This is a genomic window from Rheinheimera texasensis (assembly GCF_964031785.1).
Taxonomy (GTDB): domain Bacteria; phylum Pseudomonadota; class Gammaproteobacteria; order Enterobacterales; family Alteromonadaceae; genus Pararheinheimera; species Pararheinheimera texasensis_A.
Window position 1 is genome coordinate 597,332 of sequence record NZ_CAXIRE010000021.1, and the last position, 16,535, is coordinate 613,866.

Here is a 16,535-nt window from a genome sequence, read left to right on the forward strand (position 1 = left end):
ACTTATGCGTAAACCGGGAAACCCGCACACAAGTTAGAAACCTGGGCCCGGACTTTTTCGATCACCACGGCATCACCACGGCTGTCCAGTACGTCACAAATCAGGTTAGCAACTGTCTGCGCTTCGGCTTCTTTAAAACCACGGCGCGTAATAGCAGGGGTGCCGATACGCAGACCTGAGGTCACAAATGGTGAACGTGGGTCGTTCGGTACTGAGTTTTTGTTTACAGTGATGTGTGACTGACCTAACCAGGCATCCGCTTCTTTACCGGTGATGTCTTTGTCAATCAGGTCCATCAGGAACAAGTGGTTTTGCGTACCGCCAGAGACGATTTTGTAGCCGCGAGCTTTCATTGCATCACACATAGCGACAGCGTTTTTCAGCACTTGTTGCTGGTAAGTTTTGAACTCTGGCTGTAACGCTTCTAAGAAGGCCACCGCTTTGGCTGCGATCACGTGCATCAGAGGACCACCCTGGCCGCCCGGGAATACCGCAGAATTCAGTTTCTTTTCAATTTCTTCGTTTTTGCGTGCCAAAATCAGGCCACCGCGTGGGCCGGCCAGCGTTTTGTGTGTGGTTGTGGTGACGACGTCAGCGATTGGCACCGGATTTGGATACAGACACGCAGCAACTAAACCGGCAACGTGTGCCATATCAACCATCAGGTAAGCGCCAACTTTGTCGGCGATATCACGGAAACGTTGCCAATCCACGATGCCTGAATAAGCCGAGAAACCAGCAATAATCAGTTTTGGTTTGTGTTCCAGCGCTAAAGCTTCGGCCTGGTCATAATCAATCACACCAGTTTCCGGGTGCAGGCCGTACTGCACAGCTTTGTACAGCTTACCTGATGAACTGACAGTTGCGCCGTGAGTCAGGTGACCACCGTGCGCCAGACTCATGCCCAGAATAGTGTCGCCAGCGTTTAACAGCGCCAGAAACACCGCGGAGTTTGCCTGAGAACCAGAATGTGGCTGAACGTTCGCGTAATCAGCACCAAACAGTTCTTTGGCGCGGGCAATAGCTAAATCTTCAGCGATATCAACAAATTCACAACCACCGTAGTAGCGTTTATGCGGGTAACCTTCGGCATATTTGTTGGTCAGCTGTGAACCTTGGGCCTGCAGAACTCGTGGGCTGCAGTAGTTCTCAGAAGCGATCAACTCAATGTGATCTTCCTGACGCTGAGTTTCATCAACAATAGCTTGCCATAATTGTGGATCAAAATCGGCAATCGACATTTCACGCTTTAACATGGTTTCTCCTGCTTTGGCACAGTCGCAAATTAAGATACAAAAACTGCGCGGTATGATACACCGGTTGTGGTCAATCTGCACTGCAAAATTAGACGTCTGAACATCTATCAGCATTCATTCTTGGGCACATCAGAGCAGTTATAAGGAACGAAAGGTCGTATGTCCGCAGTTTTGTGCACTAACTTGCCGACAGCACTTTACAGTTAGTTTTTTCCGGTTATGATAACTGTATATACATACAGCAACAATTCCCTATGCGCAAAATTATTCATATCGACATGGATTGTTTCTTTGCTGCAGTTGAAATGCGGGACAACCCAGCCTGGCGACATATACCTCTGGCTATTGGTGGCAGCAGGACGGAACGTGGTGTGATAAGCACCTGTAACTATCCGGCCCGCGCTTTTGGTGTGCGCTCAGCGATGCCGACCGGACAGGCCTTTAAACTCTGTCCGCAACTGGTTCTGGTTCCTGGCAATATGGAGAAATATAAAGCTGTCAGTACCAGCATTCAGGCTATTTTTCATCGATACACTGACAAAGTCGAACCACTGTCGTTAGATGAAGCTTATCTTGACGTGTCCGAATGCGACTTGTTCCAAGGTAGTGCCACCCGTATCGCTGAACATATTCGCCAGACCATTTTTCAGGAAACCGGCCTGACGGCTTCAGCTGGCGTTGCGCCGAATAAATTTTTGGCAAAAATTGCCAGTGATGAAAACAAACCTGATGGCCTATTTGTGATCCCTCCCGATCAGGTCAATGCCTTTGTTGCACATCTGCCACTGCGCAAAATACCGGGTGTTGGCCAAAAAACCGCAGAAAAGCTGGCTAAATTTGGTCTGCATCGCTGCAGCGATGTACAAAATGCCGACCTGACTTTGTTAGTCAGAGAGTTCGGAAGTTTTGCCGAAGTGCTGTTAGAACGCAGTCAGGGAATTGATCATCGTGTTGTTCACACTGAACGCGAAAGAAAGTCGGTCGCCGTGGAACAAACTTTCAGCCAGGATTTAAACCAACCTGAACAAGGCATGCAACCGTTAGCCGACATGTACCAGAAACTACTGCGAAGAATAGAGAGGTGTGGTGCACAGGAGCATATCCACAAAGTCGGTATTAAATTGAAGTTTCAGGATTTTCATCAAACCACCATAGAGCGGCAACATCCTGAGTTGTGCTTTCAGCTGCTGCAGCAATTGTTATCACAAGCCTGGCAACGTGGCCAAGGTAAAGCTGTGCGGCTGGTCGGGATCCATGTCGGTTTAAAAAGTCAGGCGGAGCAAGCTCAATTAGATCTGGACTGGCAATAATCTTATGAAAATAACATCCTAAAGTTTCGTCCTCTCAGCCAGGGAATGCATTTGGCGCCCTATTTCAGCGAAAAATCAGACAACGTTGGACTGAATAGCACTAACGGCATAACCAACCACTTAGTCGGCACTGCTGATTAAAGGCTAGCAAAGCACATCTCGGCATTAAGGTTAGGATTTAGGATTTAGGATTTAGGATTTAGGATTTAGGATTTTCAATCAGTATAAAAACAAAAAGCCGGCATTAGCCGGCTTTTCAGGAAACTTTCTGAGCTTGCTATTAAGCAACTACAGTTACGTTCTCTGCCTGAGGACCTTTTTGGCCTTCAGTTACTTCGAAAGTCACTTTCTGACCTTCTACCAGCGTGCGACGGCCGGTACCGTTGATAGCGCGGAAGTGTACGAATACATCTTTGCCGCCTTCGCGCTCAATGAAACCAAAACCTTTATCTTCGTTGAACCACTTAACGGTGCCGGAAATTAATTGTGACATAACATTCTCTTACTTTAACTATATTTGCCAATGGATGGCGACTTAAATATTACCGGCCACGTTCGAGCTAGTACATATTACGACCCCATTATGTGGGAACCACTGGGTGGGGTCAATAGGTATTGCTGATCCAACGGAAAATAAAATTAACCGTGTGTTGACCGTACCTATTGTTCGCAAATTAAAACCTTTGCAAACAACATCTTGCCAGCGAATATGTTTAATTAATACTCAACTGTCTTTCGCAGTGTAGCACTGAATTGTGTCGAAAAAGCAATCATCTCAAATTATTTTTGCTTTTTTTTCATCGGTGCAGAACCGTCGTCGCCGCCCTGAAAAAATTGTGGTTTTTTCTTCGGTAGCGGGCTGTCGGCTGACGTCATTTTTTTGTTGCCAGCTCCTGTCGCCTTCTTCGGTGATTTAACCACAGATTTTGCTGGTAGCTTTTTCTTTACTGAGCCATCAAATTTTGCGGTCAGACCTTCAACCTGAGCCATCTCAAGCGGACGACGTAAGAACTGCTCAATTGCACTAAAAGCAGCGATATCTTTCGGGCCAACCAGTGAATATGCCAGGCCTTGCTGACCGGCACGCCCGGTTCTGCCGATACGATGCACGTATTCCTCTGGATGCTTTGGTAAGTCGAAATTGATCACATGCGATACCTGCAGCAGGTCCAATCCTCTGGAAGCTACATCTGTTGTCACCAGCACCTGATACTTATTGGCCGCAAACGCCTGCATCACACTATTACGCTGTGCCTGAGTTAATTTGCCATTCAAACCGACAGCGGCAAAGCCTGCGGTCTGAACCAAAGTGGCAAGACGCTCGGTGTCTTCCCTGGTCGCCGTGAACAAAATCAGCTGACGTATAGGTTCTGAGCGTAAAAAATGCATTAACAATGCTTCTTTGTGAGTCAGATTGTCAGCAAAGTAACAGAGTTGCCGGATGTCTTTGTGTGGATCATAACCAGCGCCCAACGCAACCCGGTATGGGTCTTTGAGCAGAGATAAGGCCAGCTCATTTACTTCAGCGTGGTCTAAAGTGGCGGAGAACATCAAGGTCTGACGCAAACGGTGCGATGCCTGTTTGTGGATTGCATTCAGCTGCGGCATGAAACCGAGGTCGAGCATTCGGTCGGCTTCATCCAAAATCAACATTTCAAGCCCTTGTAAGAAAAAGCTTTTGTGTTCAAGGTGATCGGCAAGACGTCCGGGCGTCGCGACAATAATATGTGGCTGGCGTTTTAAGATTTTCTCCTGATCGTTAAAATTCTCGCCACCAACAATAAATGCAGGTGTTAAACGGGTATTGGCGACAAAAAGCCGCAGCTGCGCATAAATCTGCTGCGCCAGTTCTCTGGTTGGCGCCAGAATGACCGCGCGCGGATCTTGAGCAGACAGTGGTTTACTACGCAACAACCGCTGCATCATCGGCAGCAGATAAGCCAGCGTCTTACCGGAGCCGGTTTTTGAAGAAACGATTAAATCCTTGCCCTGCATCACCGCAGGAATGGCTTCTTGCTGAATTTCTGTTGGTTGGGTAAAACCCAGATGTTGAATTGAACGCAGCAGACGTGGATCTAACGCGAGTTCCTGAAAAGCGGCCATAAGTACCCTGAAGCTGAAAATAATCGCTTAGCATACCGCAAATACGCGCTGTCGTCAGCCACAGCGCTTGGCAAGACGACGTAACACATGGAACAATAACCCCCAATTTACCGAGAGCGCTGGATGCAATTATGAGCAAATCACTGGCAGAGCAGTTATTAAAAGCTGGCCTTGGCGACGCCAAAAAACTGAAAAACATCAAAAAAGAACAGCATAAAGAACGGGTTCAGGCCGGCAAAAATGGCCAGGTAGTAAACCAAGCCGCAGTATTGGCCGAGCAGGCAAAACAGGCACAAGTCGCCAGAGATCGGGAATTAAATCAGCAGAAAAAGGCTGAAGCCGAGCGAAAAGCGTTGATTGCACAAGTCAAACAGCTCATCGAAATGAACATCATCAAGGATAAAGGTGAAACGGGCTTTAACTTTACTGACGGCAGTAAAATCAAGAAAATTTATGTCAGTGAAAAAGTGCATCAGCAATTAGTCAAAGGTCTGATTGCAATTGCAAGATTGGGTGAGCAATATCATTTGGTGCCTATCCAAATCGCAGAAAAAATTCAGCTGCGTCAACCTGAGGCGATTGTGCTGTTGAATCAACAAGATGCACAGGCGCCGGAAGACGACCCATACGCCGATTTTAAGATCCCTGACGATTTGATGTGGTAAGCCTTTTTATTACCGGAGCTCATATGTCAGTCAATCAAAGTAAAACCATGGTGATTAGCTGGTTGTTGTTATCTGTGACCGGGGTTGTCGCCTGTTGGGCCAGCCTGTTTCATGGCCAGTTTGAGACTATCTATGGTTTGCCGAGTGTGGTCGGTGCAGCCATGTTGATGTGGATCCGCCAGCAGGCTGATTTTTATGCCCAGCCCTTCTACCGGCTGAGCTGGCAAATCAGCATGATTTTGCTGTGGTTGTTGCTCGTACCGGGTTGCTATTTTTTGGCCAGCCAATTTTGACGCTGACAGAACTCTCACTACGACGTGCCGATGCGAAGCAGTTATGGCATCTGCAAAGCCTGTTTAGCTCTGCGGCAGAAGTCAGGCAATGGGGTGGAGAAGGCTTTTTTTATCCGCTTAAGCACCAACAATTTCTGCAGCAATTGCAACTGGCTGATACTGAAGCATTTGTCCTGACGAATGCCAACAGCCTGTTGGCTTTCGGTCAAATTTGTAACAGGTTCGACAAAATTCATTTGGCCCGTTTGCTGGTGTTGCCTGCATTCAGGCGTCAGGGGGTGGCCCGGCCTTTAATAGCCGGCTTGCTGGCTCAAGGGCTGAAGCAGTGGCCGGACCGCGCAGCGTCTCTGTACGTCTATAAGACCAATAAAATCGCTATCCAAAGCTATCAGCGGTTCGGCTTTCAAGCGGGGCCACAACCTGCGGCCCACCGTGCTGATTTACATTTTATGACGCTGCCAAATCTGGATTGTCATCACTTTGCCGTTGATGCGCCAGTTTTTATCAGCCACGGAGAATCATGATGCCGATTTGGATCGATGCGGATGCCTGCCCGAAAGTTTGTCGTGACATGTTATTGCGCGCTGGCGAACGTTTGAAAATTGAACTGAACTTTGTCGCCAATCACGCCTTGCCATTGCCAAGAGCGCCCTGGTGCCGGCAATTTCGCGTCGAAGCAGGATTTGACGTCGCGGACAATCTGATTGCCAAATCCGTGCGCCCCGGTGACTTAGTCATGACACAAGACATTCCGTTAGCCGCGATTTGTGTCGCGCAAGGCGCCACAGTGCTGACGCCACGGGGTGACAAACTTGACAAAGATAATGTTCAGGTCCGTCTTGCTGTGCGTAATCTACAAGAAGAATTACGCAGTGCGGGCATGGTCAGCGGCGGACCACCGGCTATTGACCAACGTGACCGGCAAAAATTTGGCAATGCTCTGGACCAGTACCTGCAACAATGGCAACGCAGCCAACCTCAGATGTGAATCAAACTTCGCCTTGCTGCCGCACACTGACCCCTTTCACTGCCGGATTAAAGCTGTTGGTGAGTTGCCATTTCGGCTTTATCGGCGTTAAGGGTAAGGTTCGTTTACGCGCCACCAGCACATAAGCCGCGCCAAAATAATTCAGGTGCTGCTCAGCCCAATGCCGAAACGCCGAATCTGCCTTGGATTGAGCCAACATACTGGTACAAAACAGCCGCTGCTCATACAAGACTTCAAAGCCAAGCAGCTGCAACCAATCTTTCACCCGCGCCTGTGAAAAAAACCGGCCTGACCAGGGAAACCGCTGATGCAGGCCCGGCCATAACTTCAGCAAGCCCATCAAACTATAGGGATTAAAACCACTCATCAGCAGATAACCGTCTGGCATCAGCACCCGGTGTGCTTCGCGGATCACATGATGCGGGTCCTGCGTATATTCCAGGCTATGCGCCAATAACACTGCATCAACCGCATGTTCGATAAATGGCAGGTCGTCCGGGTCAGCAATGACCGACACCTGCTCGCCTCCGGTCGCCAGATGAATTTGATGGCGAATGCCGCAGGCTGTGGTATCCAGCTGACAACTCAGCGTGCCCACTTTGAGCAGGTGATAACCGAAAATTCGCGGCCACCACAGGTTAAACTGGCTTTCGAGTTGCTTCGCCAGGATGTCGCCCTGAGCAAACGCATGCCAGTGCTGCGGTACCTGACTGAGCGCATAACGGCTTAACGCTGGTTTCATCGACCGCGCCCCCGGTATAATTCAAGGTATACTCTGCACTTTTGGCCGCTTTGTAACGGCCAAATACGTAGTAAACGACCACAATTATCTTTGTTACTCATAGGATTGCAGATGCACCTGATCCCTGAAGCCATTCCGATTCTGCAGGATAACTATATCTGGCTGTTGCGCCAAGGGGCGAATGCAATAGTGGTAGACCCGGGGCAATATCAACCGGTGGCTGATTATCTGCAACAACACCAGCTGACACTGCGGGCGATTTTAGTCACCCACCAACATCCAGACCACATTGGCGGGCTTGCAGAGCTAAGTGCTGCCTGGCCTGACGCCGATGTTTTTGTTCCTGTTGCGTCAACAACTGACAAGCAATTGGCCGGCCGACAGATCGAAGATGGTGACTTGCTCGACATAGCCGGCTGGCAAGGCTCTGTTACTGTGCTTGGTGTACCAGGCCATACGCTGAATCATCTGGCTTATCTGGTCGACTGTACGCCACAAGTGTTGTTCTGCGGCGATACGCTGTTCAGTGCCGGTTGTGGTCGTTTATTTGAAGGAAGCCCAGCCCAAATGCTGCAATCACTGCAACGATTAGCGGCTCTGCCAGAGTCCACACTGGTGTGTTGCGCCCATGAATATACGCTCGCCAATCTGCGATTTGCGCTGGAAGTTGAACCTGAGAATCAGGCGCTGGTCGAATACCAGCGGCACGCAAGCACGTTACGATCTGGTGGGGTTCCGACCCTTCCCAGCCAGATTGGGCTTGAGCGTAGCGTGAATCCGTTTTTACGCTGTAATGAACTTCTGTTACAGCAGCGCTGGTCGCAACCGGATGCCTTGTCGCTCTTTACATTTTTGCGCCAATGGAAAAACCGATTTTAATACCGGCTTGCAATTACATCTAAGCCCGCTACCATACGCTCCCTTTGCGTTATCTGTGGCCACTGAAATCAGGAAAAATGCATGTTAAACAAATGCTTCCCTCTGCTTGTTTTGCTGGCACTGTGCAGCTGCGCGCGTCCGGGTTCAAACCCGGCAACTGCAGTTGCCACTCAGACAGAGTCGAGCCAGGTCAGTGACCAGCAGCCAGCCCAGCTTGACGTACCGATGTCGCCGCTGGACCCTGCTATCACGCAGAGTGAATTGTCAGCGTATACCGATATCTGGCAGCGTATCCGTCAGCAAATGCACATTCAGGTGCCGCCACGTGCTGATATCCGTCGGGAAATTGCTTTTTTTGCCAGTAAACAAAAGTTTTTTAATGAAGTCGCAAACCGGGCCGAGCCCTATCTGTATCTGATAGTTACTGAACTGGAAAAACGCCGGATGCCGGTTGAACTGGCGTTATTACCCATAGTTGAAAGTGCCTATAACCCGGCAGCGCAGGGCAAAGGCCCAGCCGGGCTTTGGCAAATGGTGCCGCAGACTGCCCGTAATTTTGGTCTGAAAATTCAGCATGGATATGATGGCCGCAAGGACCCGATGAGTTCTACCCTCGCGGTGCTGGATTACCTGCAACATCTACACGACAACCTCGGCAATGACTGGCTGAATGCAGTTGCTGCCTACAATACCGGTGAAGGCCGCATCATGGCAGCGCTAGAACGCAACAAAGCGCGCGGTAAACCCACCGATTACTGGAGCCTGCAAATCCCCGGCCGTTATGTGCAAACGATGCCAAAATGGCTGGCAATGATTAGTCTGGTAAAAAATCCGGCTAATTATCAAATCAGCCTGCCACCTGTGGCAAACCGCCCTGTCGTTGGCAGCACCCGAATCGCTGGCGCAGTCCGGTTACAGCAGGCAGCAGAGCTGGCAGGGATCCCGCTGAATCAGTTAAAGAAACTGAATCCCGGTTTTGCTTTAACAACCACACCTGAAGGCAAAGATTTCCCGCTGCTTCTACCACTGGAAACAGTTGAAACCTTTGAAAAACAACAGCATTTACTGAAAAAAGTGACGGTTGCTGCAGCGCCGGCGGACGAAAAACAACGCTACAAAGTCAAAAGTGGCGACAGCCTTGGCAGTATCGCGGCCCGTTACAAAACGAAAGTCGCCAGTTTGCGCCGGCTGAATCAGCTAAAAAGCGACCAGCTGCAAACAGGACAAATACTGTTAGTGCCGGCGGGCAAAAATACGTCCGCGACAGTTGCCAGAAGTCAGCCGCAGAGTTATCAGGTCAAGGCCGGTGACAGCCTTTGGACTATCGCGCAAAAACTACGAGTCGATAGTGAAGAACTCAGGATATACAACAAGTTAGCTGCGAATGCACACTTAAAGCCCGGCCAATCACTACGAGTCCCGGGCGCGTCGGTTTCATCGACAAAAGTGGTGACGACCACAAAACAAACCAAATCTGTTTATACAGTGAAAAAAGGCGATTCACTCGACCGGATCGCCAAACTGCATAAAATAAAATTGGCCGATTTGCTCAAATGGAATCAGTTGCAGGCCGATAGCAAGTTAAAACCAGGCCAGCAATTGCGCGTAGCGCCTGTTAACCGGCAATCCTGACAACAACGGGGTGAATATGAAGTATCTGACGCAGGTTATGGCCTTAACAGCATTGTTCTGTAGTACAGCGAGTCTTGCCGAATTTCAGTTAAACGGCCCAGTGCAGCTCACGCTGGGAGATGGCAGCCAGCAGCAGACTGAATTTGGCTTTGCATTCCTGCAGCACGAAGGCAGCTATCAGTTTCAGCTGGGTCCGCACAACATGGCGGTGGACGAAGTCCCAAAGCGTTACACGCTGGCGCTGATGCTGAATAAAGATCAGCTGGTCTGGGCGCGGGATTTCAGCAAAGCCCCGCTGAGCGGGTTTCACTGGCAAATTGGCAAGCATCAGCTGAAACTATTTAAACAAAAATTGCAGCCGGCACGCCCGGGGGATTTCGTCCTGCTGATTGACGATTTACGTTATCATTTTGTCGAAGGCCGGCCGGCACAAATCCACTTTCATTTTGACGAGAAAGGCATCAGCGAAATTGAAGTAGAAGCAATGCTGCAGCCCAAGCGCTAACGCGCAGCTCAGCAGCGGAAACGAGCCTGTATCGTGGGTGCGGGCCCAGCTTCTTTTTGTAACTGCAGCGCAGCCACTCCGCCCCATAGCACCGATAATACCGGCGCCAACGCGACAAACCACCAGCTGATGGGATACGGCAGCCCCCTCGCATAGCAATATAACATCAACACCAAATGCACAACTAAACCCAGCCAGCCGGTGTAAAACAACAAGGCGTTAAACCAGCGTTTCGGGCGGCGTATCTGCCAGCGCGAATGTGTCGTCACTGTACCTCCTGATCTGCCGTTAAAAAACTATTGGTCAGCGCAAACCGGTTTAGCGCTTCGATATCCGGCGTCATGTTGGCATGGGTCGGGTCTTGCTGCTGCAGGCATAACACATAACTGGCCAGATGCAGAATGGCCTGTAACCGGTCTATATGTGGGGAGGATTGCAGGTCCAGCCGGTACATCGCCGCCGCGCAAACATCTGCTGAAAACCCCCACAACGTCATCAAATAGCCGGTCAGTACACAATGGTCCGCAACCCCATCCTGAAACATATCTTCCTGTGTCAGCTGTTGGCTGGAAAGCGGCTGAGTAGCCAGCAACGCTAATGGACCCAGCGCCTGCATCAGGCCCGCGGCATAGGCTTTCTCCGCCAGACTGGCATCGTCCCGGCATTGGGTGCGTGCCAGCTGGAATGCCACTGAGGCTAATGCCACCGCATAATCCTGTAGCTGCTGATGCAACTGCGGCTGAATACGCCCCTGATACTGCTGATGTAGCATAAAGGCCTGCATAATCGCTTTGATCATTTCGCGGCCAAGCCGGCTGGTGACTTCCTGCAAATCCAGCGTCTGGCGCCGAAATCCCAGATAGGCCGAATTGGCCATTTGGATGAGCCGTCCGGCTAAAGGTGCTTCGCGCTCCAGGGCTGCAGCCAGAGCCCGCTGTGAGCTGTCCGGGTCATCCAGCAAGTTCAAAATTTGTTGATATTGCTTCTGCTGAATAGGCAGGGTCTGCAAAGTTCCAAGCTGATAACGGGCATGTTCGGAAAACGGCCCTTCAATAATCTGCTCCGCCCGTTGAAAAATTGCCTGTAAATCCCACTCAGTGAATGGTTTGCCGAGTAACATCTGTGCCGATTGCACCGCAGCCAGCAACACGGCCCCGTCATTTTCGGCGCTCATCAGCACCCGAATGGTTGCCGGCGAGTGTTCCGCACAAAACTCAAGTAATTCCTCGCCCCTTAGCGAGTCATCCAGCCGGTCTGTAATGAGCATTTGCGGTGCTACCGCCTGCTGCAGCAAATATTGGGTGGCACTGACCGCGTCGCTGCACAGTTCGACCTGCCAGTGCGGACAGAGCCGGCGCAGCAGGCGCTGAGTGGCAGCAGCTGCGGCAGCGTCTGGTTCAACGAATAATACTAACCAGCGATCAGCCTCAAACATGAAGTAATTCCTCCCACTGCTGCCGGATGGGCTGGCAGGCAAGAAAACTGACAAACTCCTGACTATTGAGTGGCTTACTGAAAACATAGCCCTGAATGTAGTCACATTGCATGTCACGCAGCAACAAGACCTGACCGATGGATTCAATGCCTTCCGCTACCACTTGCATCCCCAACTCGTGCGCCATACGGATCATATGTCTTATCATACTGGCACATTGCGGCGAGTGTTCCAGATCTAATAATAACGACCGGTCGAGTTTTAATTTATTCACCGGCAATTTCGCGAGATAAGCCAGCGACGAATAGCCGGTGCCAAAATCATCCATCGCCAGCAGGCAACCCAAACCGTGTAAATTGCCCAAAAGTCTGCTGCTGGCGTCAATATCAGCCATCAGAAAAGTTTCGGTGACTTCGAGCTCGAGCCGCTTGGGTGCCAGGCCGAAGTTGTCCAGACAAGCGGCGATGCGGCTTGCCAGTTGCGGATCTGTCAGCTGACGACCAGACAAATTAATTGCCAGATGCGACAAATGCAGCCCCTGTTGCTGCCATTGCTGGAAGTGGCGTAGCGCCTGCTGTAACACCCAATCACCGATCGCCTGAATTTGACCGTCTTGCTCCGCAATCGGAATAAACACTGCCGGCGAAACCTGACCGAATTTCGGATGCTGCCAGCGAATAAGTGCCTCGGCGCTGTCGCAATGACCATCCATCAAACGGATTTTCGGCTGGAAACTCAAACTGAATTCCTGACTTTCCAACGCATGGTACAACGAATTACTCAGCTCAAAATGCTGACGTTTTTGCTCTACCATGCCGGCGTCATAACGTAAAAAGAACCCGGCTGGATTCACCAGATTCTGCCGGCACGCCACATCGGCATGCTGTAGCAATAAAGCTGCGGTAGCCCCGTCGGCAGGCGACAAGGCATATCCCACGCAAAAAACCAGCTGCACCGGGTTAAAACTCAGCACCAGTTGTTGCCGGAATGGCCGCAACACTTGCTCAATCGACACCAGTAACTGACTTTCCTGCACCAAACCTGGCAAGACCAATACAAATTTGTCAGCAGCTACATAACCCAGCAGCGCTTTTGCCGGTAACTGGCTGCGTAACACCTGGCCGGTCTTCTCCAGCAGCTCATCGAGCTGACTCTGATTCAGTGACGCGTTATAGAGCGCAAAATCCGGTAATAACAACGTGACAACAGCAAACTCCTGTTGCTCTGATGACAACAAGTCCTCGATATGTGAGCGGATATCTGTTGCTGTTAACAGCGCCTTGACGGCTGAAAACACCTGATCGCTGATGCGCTGTACCGGCATCATTTTCAGTAAATAATGCTGCAAATCCGAAATGCGGTGGCTAAAACTGAAATAGTCGCCGTGCACGCTATGTAGCTGAATGTCGTGATCTTTTTTATGTAAGAAACTGGCCAGTTCAATCGGATTGATGTCAGTAAATAAAGCCGACAGCACCTGCCCGCGCAGCTCTGAAGGCTGTAAACCTAACACCTGGCAGGCGGCACTGTTAAAACGCTGCACTTGTCCGGTGGCAGATAACTCAATGAGCGCTTCATGGCTGGATAACAATAAACTGGTTCTTTGGTGTTCGGCTTGGCGCCGGTCGCGTTCACTGATGGCCGCAGCAATTTCTTTCAGGAGTTGGCCGTCTTCCCATGGTTTTTCCAGAAAACGCCAGGCGGCACCACTGTTTAAACACGTCAGCAGCGCATCACGTTCGGCGTAAGCGCTTAAGATCAGGCCAATAGTCGTAGGATATTGTTGTTTGACCTCTTGCAGTAACTCGGCGCCGTTCATGCCGGGCATGCGAAAATCAGACAGTACCAGCGCGACAGGCTCAGATGCGAGCATATTTAACGCCGAAGCACCACTGTCGGCCACCAGCACCCGATAACCAGCACGCAGCAAAGTCCGTTGCAGCGCGCGCAAAATTGCCGGTTCATCGTCGACTAATAAGATTGTTTTTGCCATGCGAGCTCCTTCCCTCTTCAACATAAACAGGAGCAGCCTGCTCAGGCAAGTTTTTTTGGCCAGACTTGCTCTACAAGCCACTGAACGTCAATATAAAGCTTCATCGGCAGCGGAGCAGTGAAGATGCAAAATCCGGCAACAGTCCCGTCATCCAGCGCACATTGGCAACAAACTGACCGTCTGGCCACAATAGGCAGCTTAACTGCAGGTATCGCGCACGAATTGAATAATCCGATTGGGTATATTCTCAGTAACCTGACCAGCTTTGCGCTGTATCTACCTGTTTTCATGCAATATTTCGACATTTTGCAGGCTTTGGCACACTGTGAGGACCCACAGCAAAAAACAGCTCTGCGACAGCAGCTGGCAGCATTACAACAACAGGAAAATTTGCAGTTTTTATTGCAGGATACCCAAAGTCTGCTGAATGACTCGGTACAAGGCGCCTTAAGAGTGCGGGATTTGGTGCTGGACCTGCGGCGTTTTTCCCATCCGGATCATGCTGAATTTCAACGGCTTGAACTAGGGCCGCTGCTGGAGATGGCCCTGCGGTTAAGTAAAAATGAACTGAAAAATCACATTACAACAGAATGCCTGTTGGAGCCTGCCACCATCTGGCTGCAGGGCCAGCCAGCAGCACTGACCCAAGTGCTGGTGAATCTGCTGCTCAATGCTGCGCAGGCGATTGGCCCGGATAACGGCCAAATCCGCTTAACCGCGGTGCAGGCCGATGGCTGGCTCGAGCTTTGTATCGCCGACAGCGGTCCGGGTATTCCTGCGGATATTTTGCCGCAGATTTTCACGCCGTTTTTTACCACCAAAGCACCAGGCAAAGGTACTGGGCTGGGCTTACCGATTTGTCAGTCGATTGTTCAGCAGCACGGCGGCACCATCAGCGTGGGCTCCTCAACTTTTGGCGGCGCCGCTTTTATCCTGCGCCTGCCAGCAGAAACAACCACTGGGTCAAACGACAGCCATCCGGTTTAAATCGCCTGTTTTCAGGCCTGCGCGTCCGCCTGTTGCTCAGGTGCCGCTGCGATAAAAGCAGGCAGCGTCATGCACTGCTGATAAATGCGCGCAATGAGCGGAAATGGCGTCATATCCAACTGAAAACGCAGCGCATTGTAGACTTGCGGCACCAGACAGAGATCGGCCAGCGTCACTGCATCGCCACAGGCATAAAGCCCGGCGGTCTGGCTCAGCCTTTGCTCCAGCGCGGTAAAACCTTCGCGTAACCAATGCAAAATCCAGTCAGTTTTTTGCTGGTCACTAAGACCCAAGGTGCCGGTCAGATACTGCAGTACCCGCAGATTATTCAGTGGATGAATATCACAGGCGATATCCAGCGCCAATCCGCGCACCACCGCGGCTTTGGCCGGCTCAGCCGGTAACAGCGGCTGATTGGGGAAAGTTGCATCGAGATATTCGATAATGGCCAGCGACTGATTCAGCGTCAGCTCGTCGTGTTGCAGCGTCGGCACCAGCATCGCCGGGTTCAGCTCCCGGTACGGCGCCGCTTTTTGTTGCCCGCCGTCTTTGAGCAAATGCACCGGGATCTGCTTGGCGGTTAATGCTTTGTAGGCCAGCGCAATGCGCACCCGATAAGCGGCTGAAGATCGCCAATAAGTATATAAAGTCAGCATCAGAAAACTCCATCTGGCAAAAAGCCGGCAGGTGCCGGCTTTTTCACTTAATCAAAACATTAATCACGCGGCAAATATTGCACCACCTGCTGGTCAATAGCACCAAAAATACTTAGGCCCTGCTCGTCCAGCACTTCAATGCGGATGCGGTCGCCAAACTGCATAAACGAGGTTTTTGGCGCGCCGTCGCGAATGGTTTCAATCATCCGCACTTCAGCGATACAGGAATAACCAAGGCCGCCCTCGTCAATAGACGTGCCGTAATCTGTGCCTTGTTTATTCGACACTGTACCGGAACCAATGATAGCGCCGGCGCCCAGGTTGCGGGTTTTCGCCGCGTGTGCGACCAACTGGCCAAAATCAAAAGTCATATCGACGCCTGCATTCGGTTTGCCAAACAGCTTGCCATTTAAATGCGACACCAGTGGTAAATGCAGTTTTGCTTCCTGCCAGTGGCTACCAAGCTCTTCCGGCGTCACCGCCACCGGGCTGAACGCCGACGCAGGCTTGGACTGAAAGAAACCAAAGCCTTTCGCCAGTTCATTGGGGATGAGGCCACGTAACGACACATCGTTGACCAGCATCACCAGCCGAATTTGCCTGCGCGCTTGCTCTGGTGTTGATGCCATCGCCACATCACCGGTAATGACGGCAACTTCACCCTCAAAATCAATGCCGTAATCTTCACTGACCACATCGATGTTGTCGCGTGGACCGATAAAATCATCAGAACCGCCCTGATACATCAGCGGATCAGTCCAAAAACTAGGTGGCATTTCTGAATTGCGCGCCCGGCGCACTAATTCGACGTGATTAACATAGGCACTGCCATCGGCCCATTGATAAGCGCGTGGTAATGGCGACTCACAAGCGTTTTGGTCAAAGGCAAATTCGCCCTGCACAGTGCCGTGATTCAGACCCAGATACACTTCAGTAAGTGCAGGCGCAATAACAGACCAATGGTCCAGCGCATATTGCATAGTTGCGGCAATGTGTGGCACTGCCACCGCCTTGCTCAGGTCGCGGCTTACCACTACTAACTGGCCGTCGCGGCTTTGATTTTTCAGACTGGCTAATTTCATTTTCTGTGT

The 16,535-nt window shown here is 50.9% G+C and carries 18 protein-coding genes; 9 read left to right on the top strand and 9 right to left on the bottom strand.

The genetic code is table 11. The annotated features are described in order from the left end of the window. Positions 1 to 2: 2 nt before the first annotated feature. Positions 3 to 1,256, bottom strand: coding sequence for a serine hydroxymethyltransferase (gene glyA / locus ABNT34_RS14225; protein WP_348732734.1), 1,254 nt, complete (start codon positions 1,254 to 1,256; stop codon positions 3 to 5). A gap of 254 nt (positions 1,257 to 1,510) precedes the next feature. Between glyA and dinB the strand changes: the two genes are divergently transcribed. Continuing rightward, positions 1,511 to 2,566 (top strand): DNA polymerase IV, encoded by a 1,056-nt coding sequence (gene dinB / locus ABNT34_RS14230; protein ID WP_348732736.1) that lies wholly within the window; start codon positions 1,511 to 1,513, stop codon positions 2,564 to 2,566. Between the two features lie 280 nt (positions 2,567 to 2,846). Here dinB and ABNT34_RS14235 read toward each other — a convergent pair whose 3' ends face one another. Further along, on the bottom strand, positions 2,847 to 3,059 hold the full coding sequence (locus ABNT34_RS14235) for a cold-shock protein (protein WP_031565533.1): 213 nt from the start codon (positions 3,057 to 3,059) through the stop codon (positions 2,847 to 2,849). A 287-nt stretch (positions 3,060 to 3,346) separates the two neighbouring features. Further along, the gene (locus tag ABNT34_RS14240; RefSeq protein WP_348732739.1) at positions 3,347 to 4,669 is read right to left on the bottom strand and encodes a DEAD/DEAH box helicase; all 1,323 of its coding nucleotides are present in this window, start codon (positions 4,667 to 4,669) and stop codon (positions 3,347 to 3,349) included. Between the two features lie 131 nt (positions 4,670 to 4,800). Between ABNT34_RS14240 and ABNT34_RS14245 the strand changes: the two genes are divergently transcribed. The 4 genes from ABNT34_RS14245 to ABNT34_RS14260 are packed head-to-tail and all read left to right on the top strand — an operon-like array spanning position 4,801 to position 6,615. After that, positions 4,801 to 5,334 (top strand): DUF2058 domain-containing protein, encoded by a 534-nt coding sequence (locus ABNT34_RS14245; RefSeq protein ID WP_348732741.1) that lies wholly within the window; start codon positions 4,801 to 4,803, stop codon positions 5,332 to 5,334. A gap of 23 nt (positions 5,335 to 5,357) precedes the next feature. Next, positions 5,358 to 5,627 (top strand): hypothetical protein, encoded by a 270-nt coding sequence (locus tag ABNT34_RS14250; RefSeq protein ID WP_348732743.1) that lies wholly within the window; start codon positions 5,358 to 5,360, stop codon positions 5,625 to 5,627. Continuing rightward, a complete protein-coding gene (locus ABNT34_RS14255) occupies positions 5,579 to 6,151 on the top strand; it encodes a GNAT family N-acetyltransferase (protein WP_348732745.1) in 573 nt (190 codons plus the stop codon). The genes ABNT34_RS14250 and ABNT34_RS14255 overlap by 49 nt, the downstream gene beginning before the upstream one ends. Beyond that, complete coding sequence (locus ABNT34_RS14260) at positions 6,151 to 6,615, top strand: YaiI/YqxD family protein (protein ID WP_348732747.1); 465 nt, start codon at positions 6,151 to 6,153, stop codon at positions 6,613 to 6,615. Before ABNT34_RS14255 ends, ABNT34_RS14260 begins: the two co-directional genes overlap by 1 nt. A gap of 1 nt (position 6,616) precedes the next feature. On the opposite strand, the gene ABNT34_RS14265 is transcribed toward ABNT34_RS14260, so the two are convergent. Continuing rightward, positions 6,617 to 7,357: a methyltransferase domain-containing protein gene (locus ABNT34_RS14265; RefSeq protein WP_348732749.1), complete on the bottom strand. Its 741-nt coding sequence runs from the start codon at positions 7,355 to 7,357 to the stop codon at positions 6,617 to 6,619. 111 nt (positions 7,358 to 7,468) lie between these two features. Here ABNT34_RS14265 and gloB point away from each other — a divergent pair, with 111 nt between their 5' ends. The 3 genes from gloB (at position 7,469) to ABNT34_RS14280 (ending at position 10,373) form a co-directional block, all read left to right on the top strand. Then, positions 7,469 to 8,236 carry a hydroxyacylglutathione hydrolase gene (gene gloB, locus ABNT34_RS14270; protein WP_348732751.1) on the top strand — a complete coding sequence of 256 codons (768 nt, stop codon included), beginning with the start codon at positions 7,469 to 7,471 and terminating at the stop codon, positions 8,234 to 8,236. Between the two features lie 81 nt (positions 8,237 to 8,317). Beyond that, positions 8,318 to 9,868 (top strand): LysM peptidoglycan-binding domain-containing protein, encoded by a 1,551-nt coding sequence (locus ABNT34_RS14275; protein WP_348732753.1) that lies wholly within the window; start codon positions 8,318 to 8,320, stop codon positions 9,866 to 9,868. 16 nt (positions 9,869 to 9,884) lie between these two features. Continuing rightward, a complete protein-coding gene (locus tag ABNT34_RS14280) occupies positions 9,885 to 10,373 on the top strand; it encodes a hypothetical protein (protein WP_348732755.1) in 489 nt (162 codons plus the stop codon). 8 nt (positions 10,374 to 10,381) lie between these two features. Here ABNT34_RS14280 and ABNT34_RS14285 read toward each other — a convergent pair whose 3' ends face one another. Genes ABNT34_RS14285 through ABNT34_RS14295 form a run of 3 tightly spaced genes read right to left on the bottom strand, consistent with a single transcriptional unit; the run spans position 10,382 to position 13,801 of the window. Continuing rightward, positions 10,382 to 10,642: a hypothetical protein gene (locus ABNT34_RS14285; RefSeq protein ID WP_348732757.1), complete on the bottom strand. Its 261-nt coding sequence runs from the start codon at positions 10,640 to 10,642 to the stop codon at positions 10,382 to 10,384. After that, entirely contained in the window at positions 10,639 to 11,808 is a 1,170-nt protein-coding gene (locus tag ABNT34_RS14290) for an HDOD domain-containing protein (RefSeq protein WP_348732759.1), read from the bottom strand. The genes ABNT34_RS14285 and ABNT34_RS14290 overlap by 4 nt, the downstream gene beginning before the upstream one ends. After that, entirely contained in the window at positions 11,801 to 13,801 is a 2,001-nt protein-coding gene (locus ABNT34_RS14295) for an EAL domain-containing protein (RefSeq protein ID WP_348732761.1), read from the bottom strand. The genes ABNT34_RS14290 and ABNT34_RS14295 overlap by 8 nt, the downstream gene beginning before the upstream one ends. 123 nt (positions 13,802 to 13,924) lie before the next feature. On the opposite strand from ABNT34_RS14295, the gene ABNT34_RS14300 reads away from it, so the two are divergent. Next, positions 13,925 to 14,788: an ATP-binding protein gene (locus ABNT34_RS14300; protein WP_348732762.1), complete on the top strand. Its 864-nt coding sequence runs from the start codon at positions 13,925 to 13,927 to the stop codon at positions 14,786 to 14,788. 11 nt (positions 14,789 to 14,799) lie between these two features. Here ABNT34_RS14300 and maiA read toward each other — a convergent pair whose 3' ends face one another. Further along, positions 14,800 to 15,444, bottom strand: a complete 645-nt coding sequence (gene maiA / locus ABNT34_RS14305; RefSeq protein WP_348732764.1) for a maleylacetoacetate isomerase — start codon at positions 15,442 to 15,444, stop codon at positions 14,800 to 14,802. Between the two features lie 59 nt (positions 15,445 to 15,503). Then, on the bottom strand, positions 15,504 to 16,526 hold the full coding sequence (locus ABNT34_RS14310; RefSeq protein ID WP_348732766.1) for a fumarylacetoacetate hydrolase family protein: 1,023 nt from the start codon (positions 16,524 to 16,526) through the stop codon (positions 15,504 to 15,506). Positions 16,527 to 16,535: the final 9 nt, after the last annotated feature.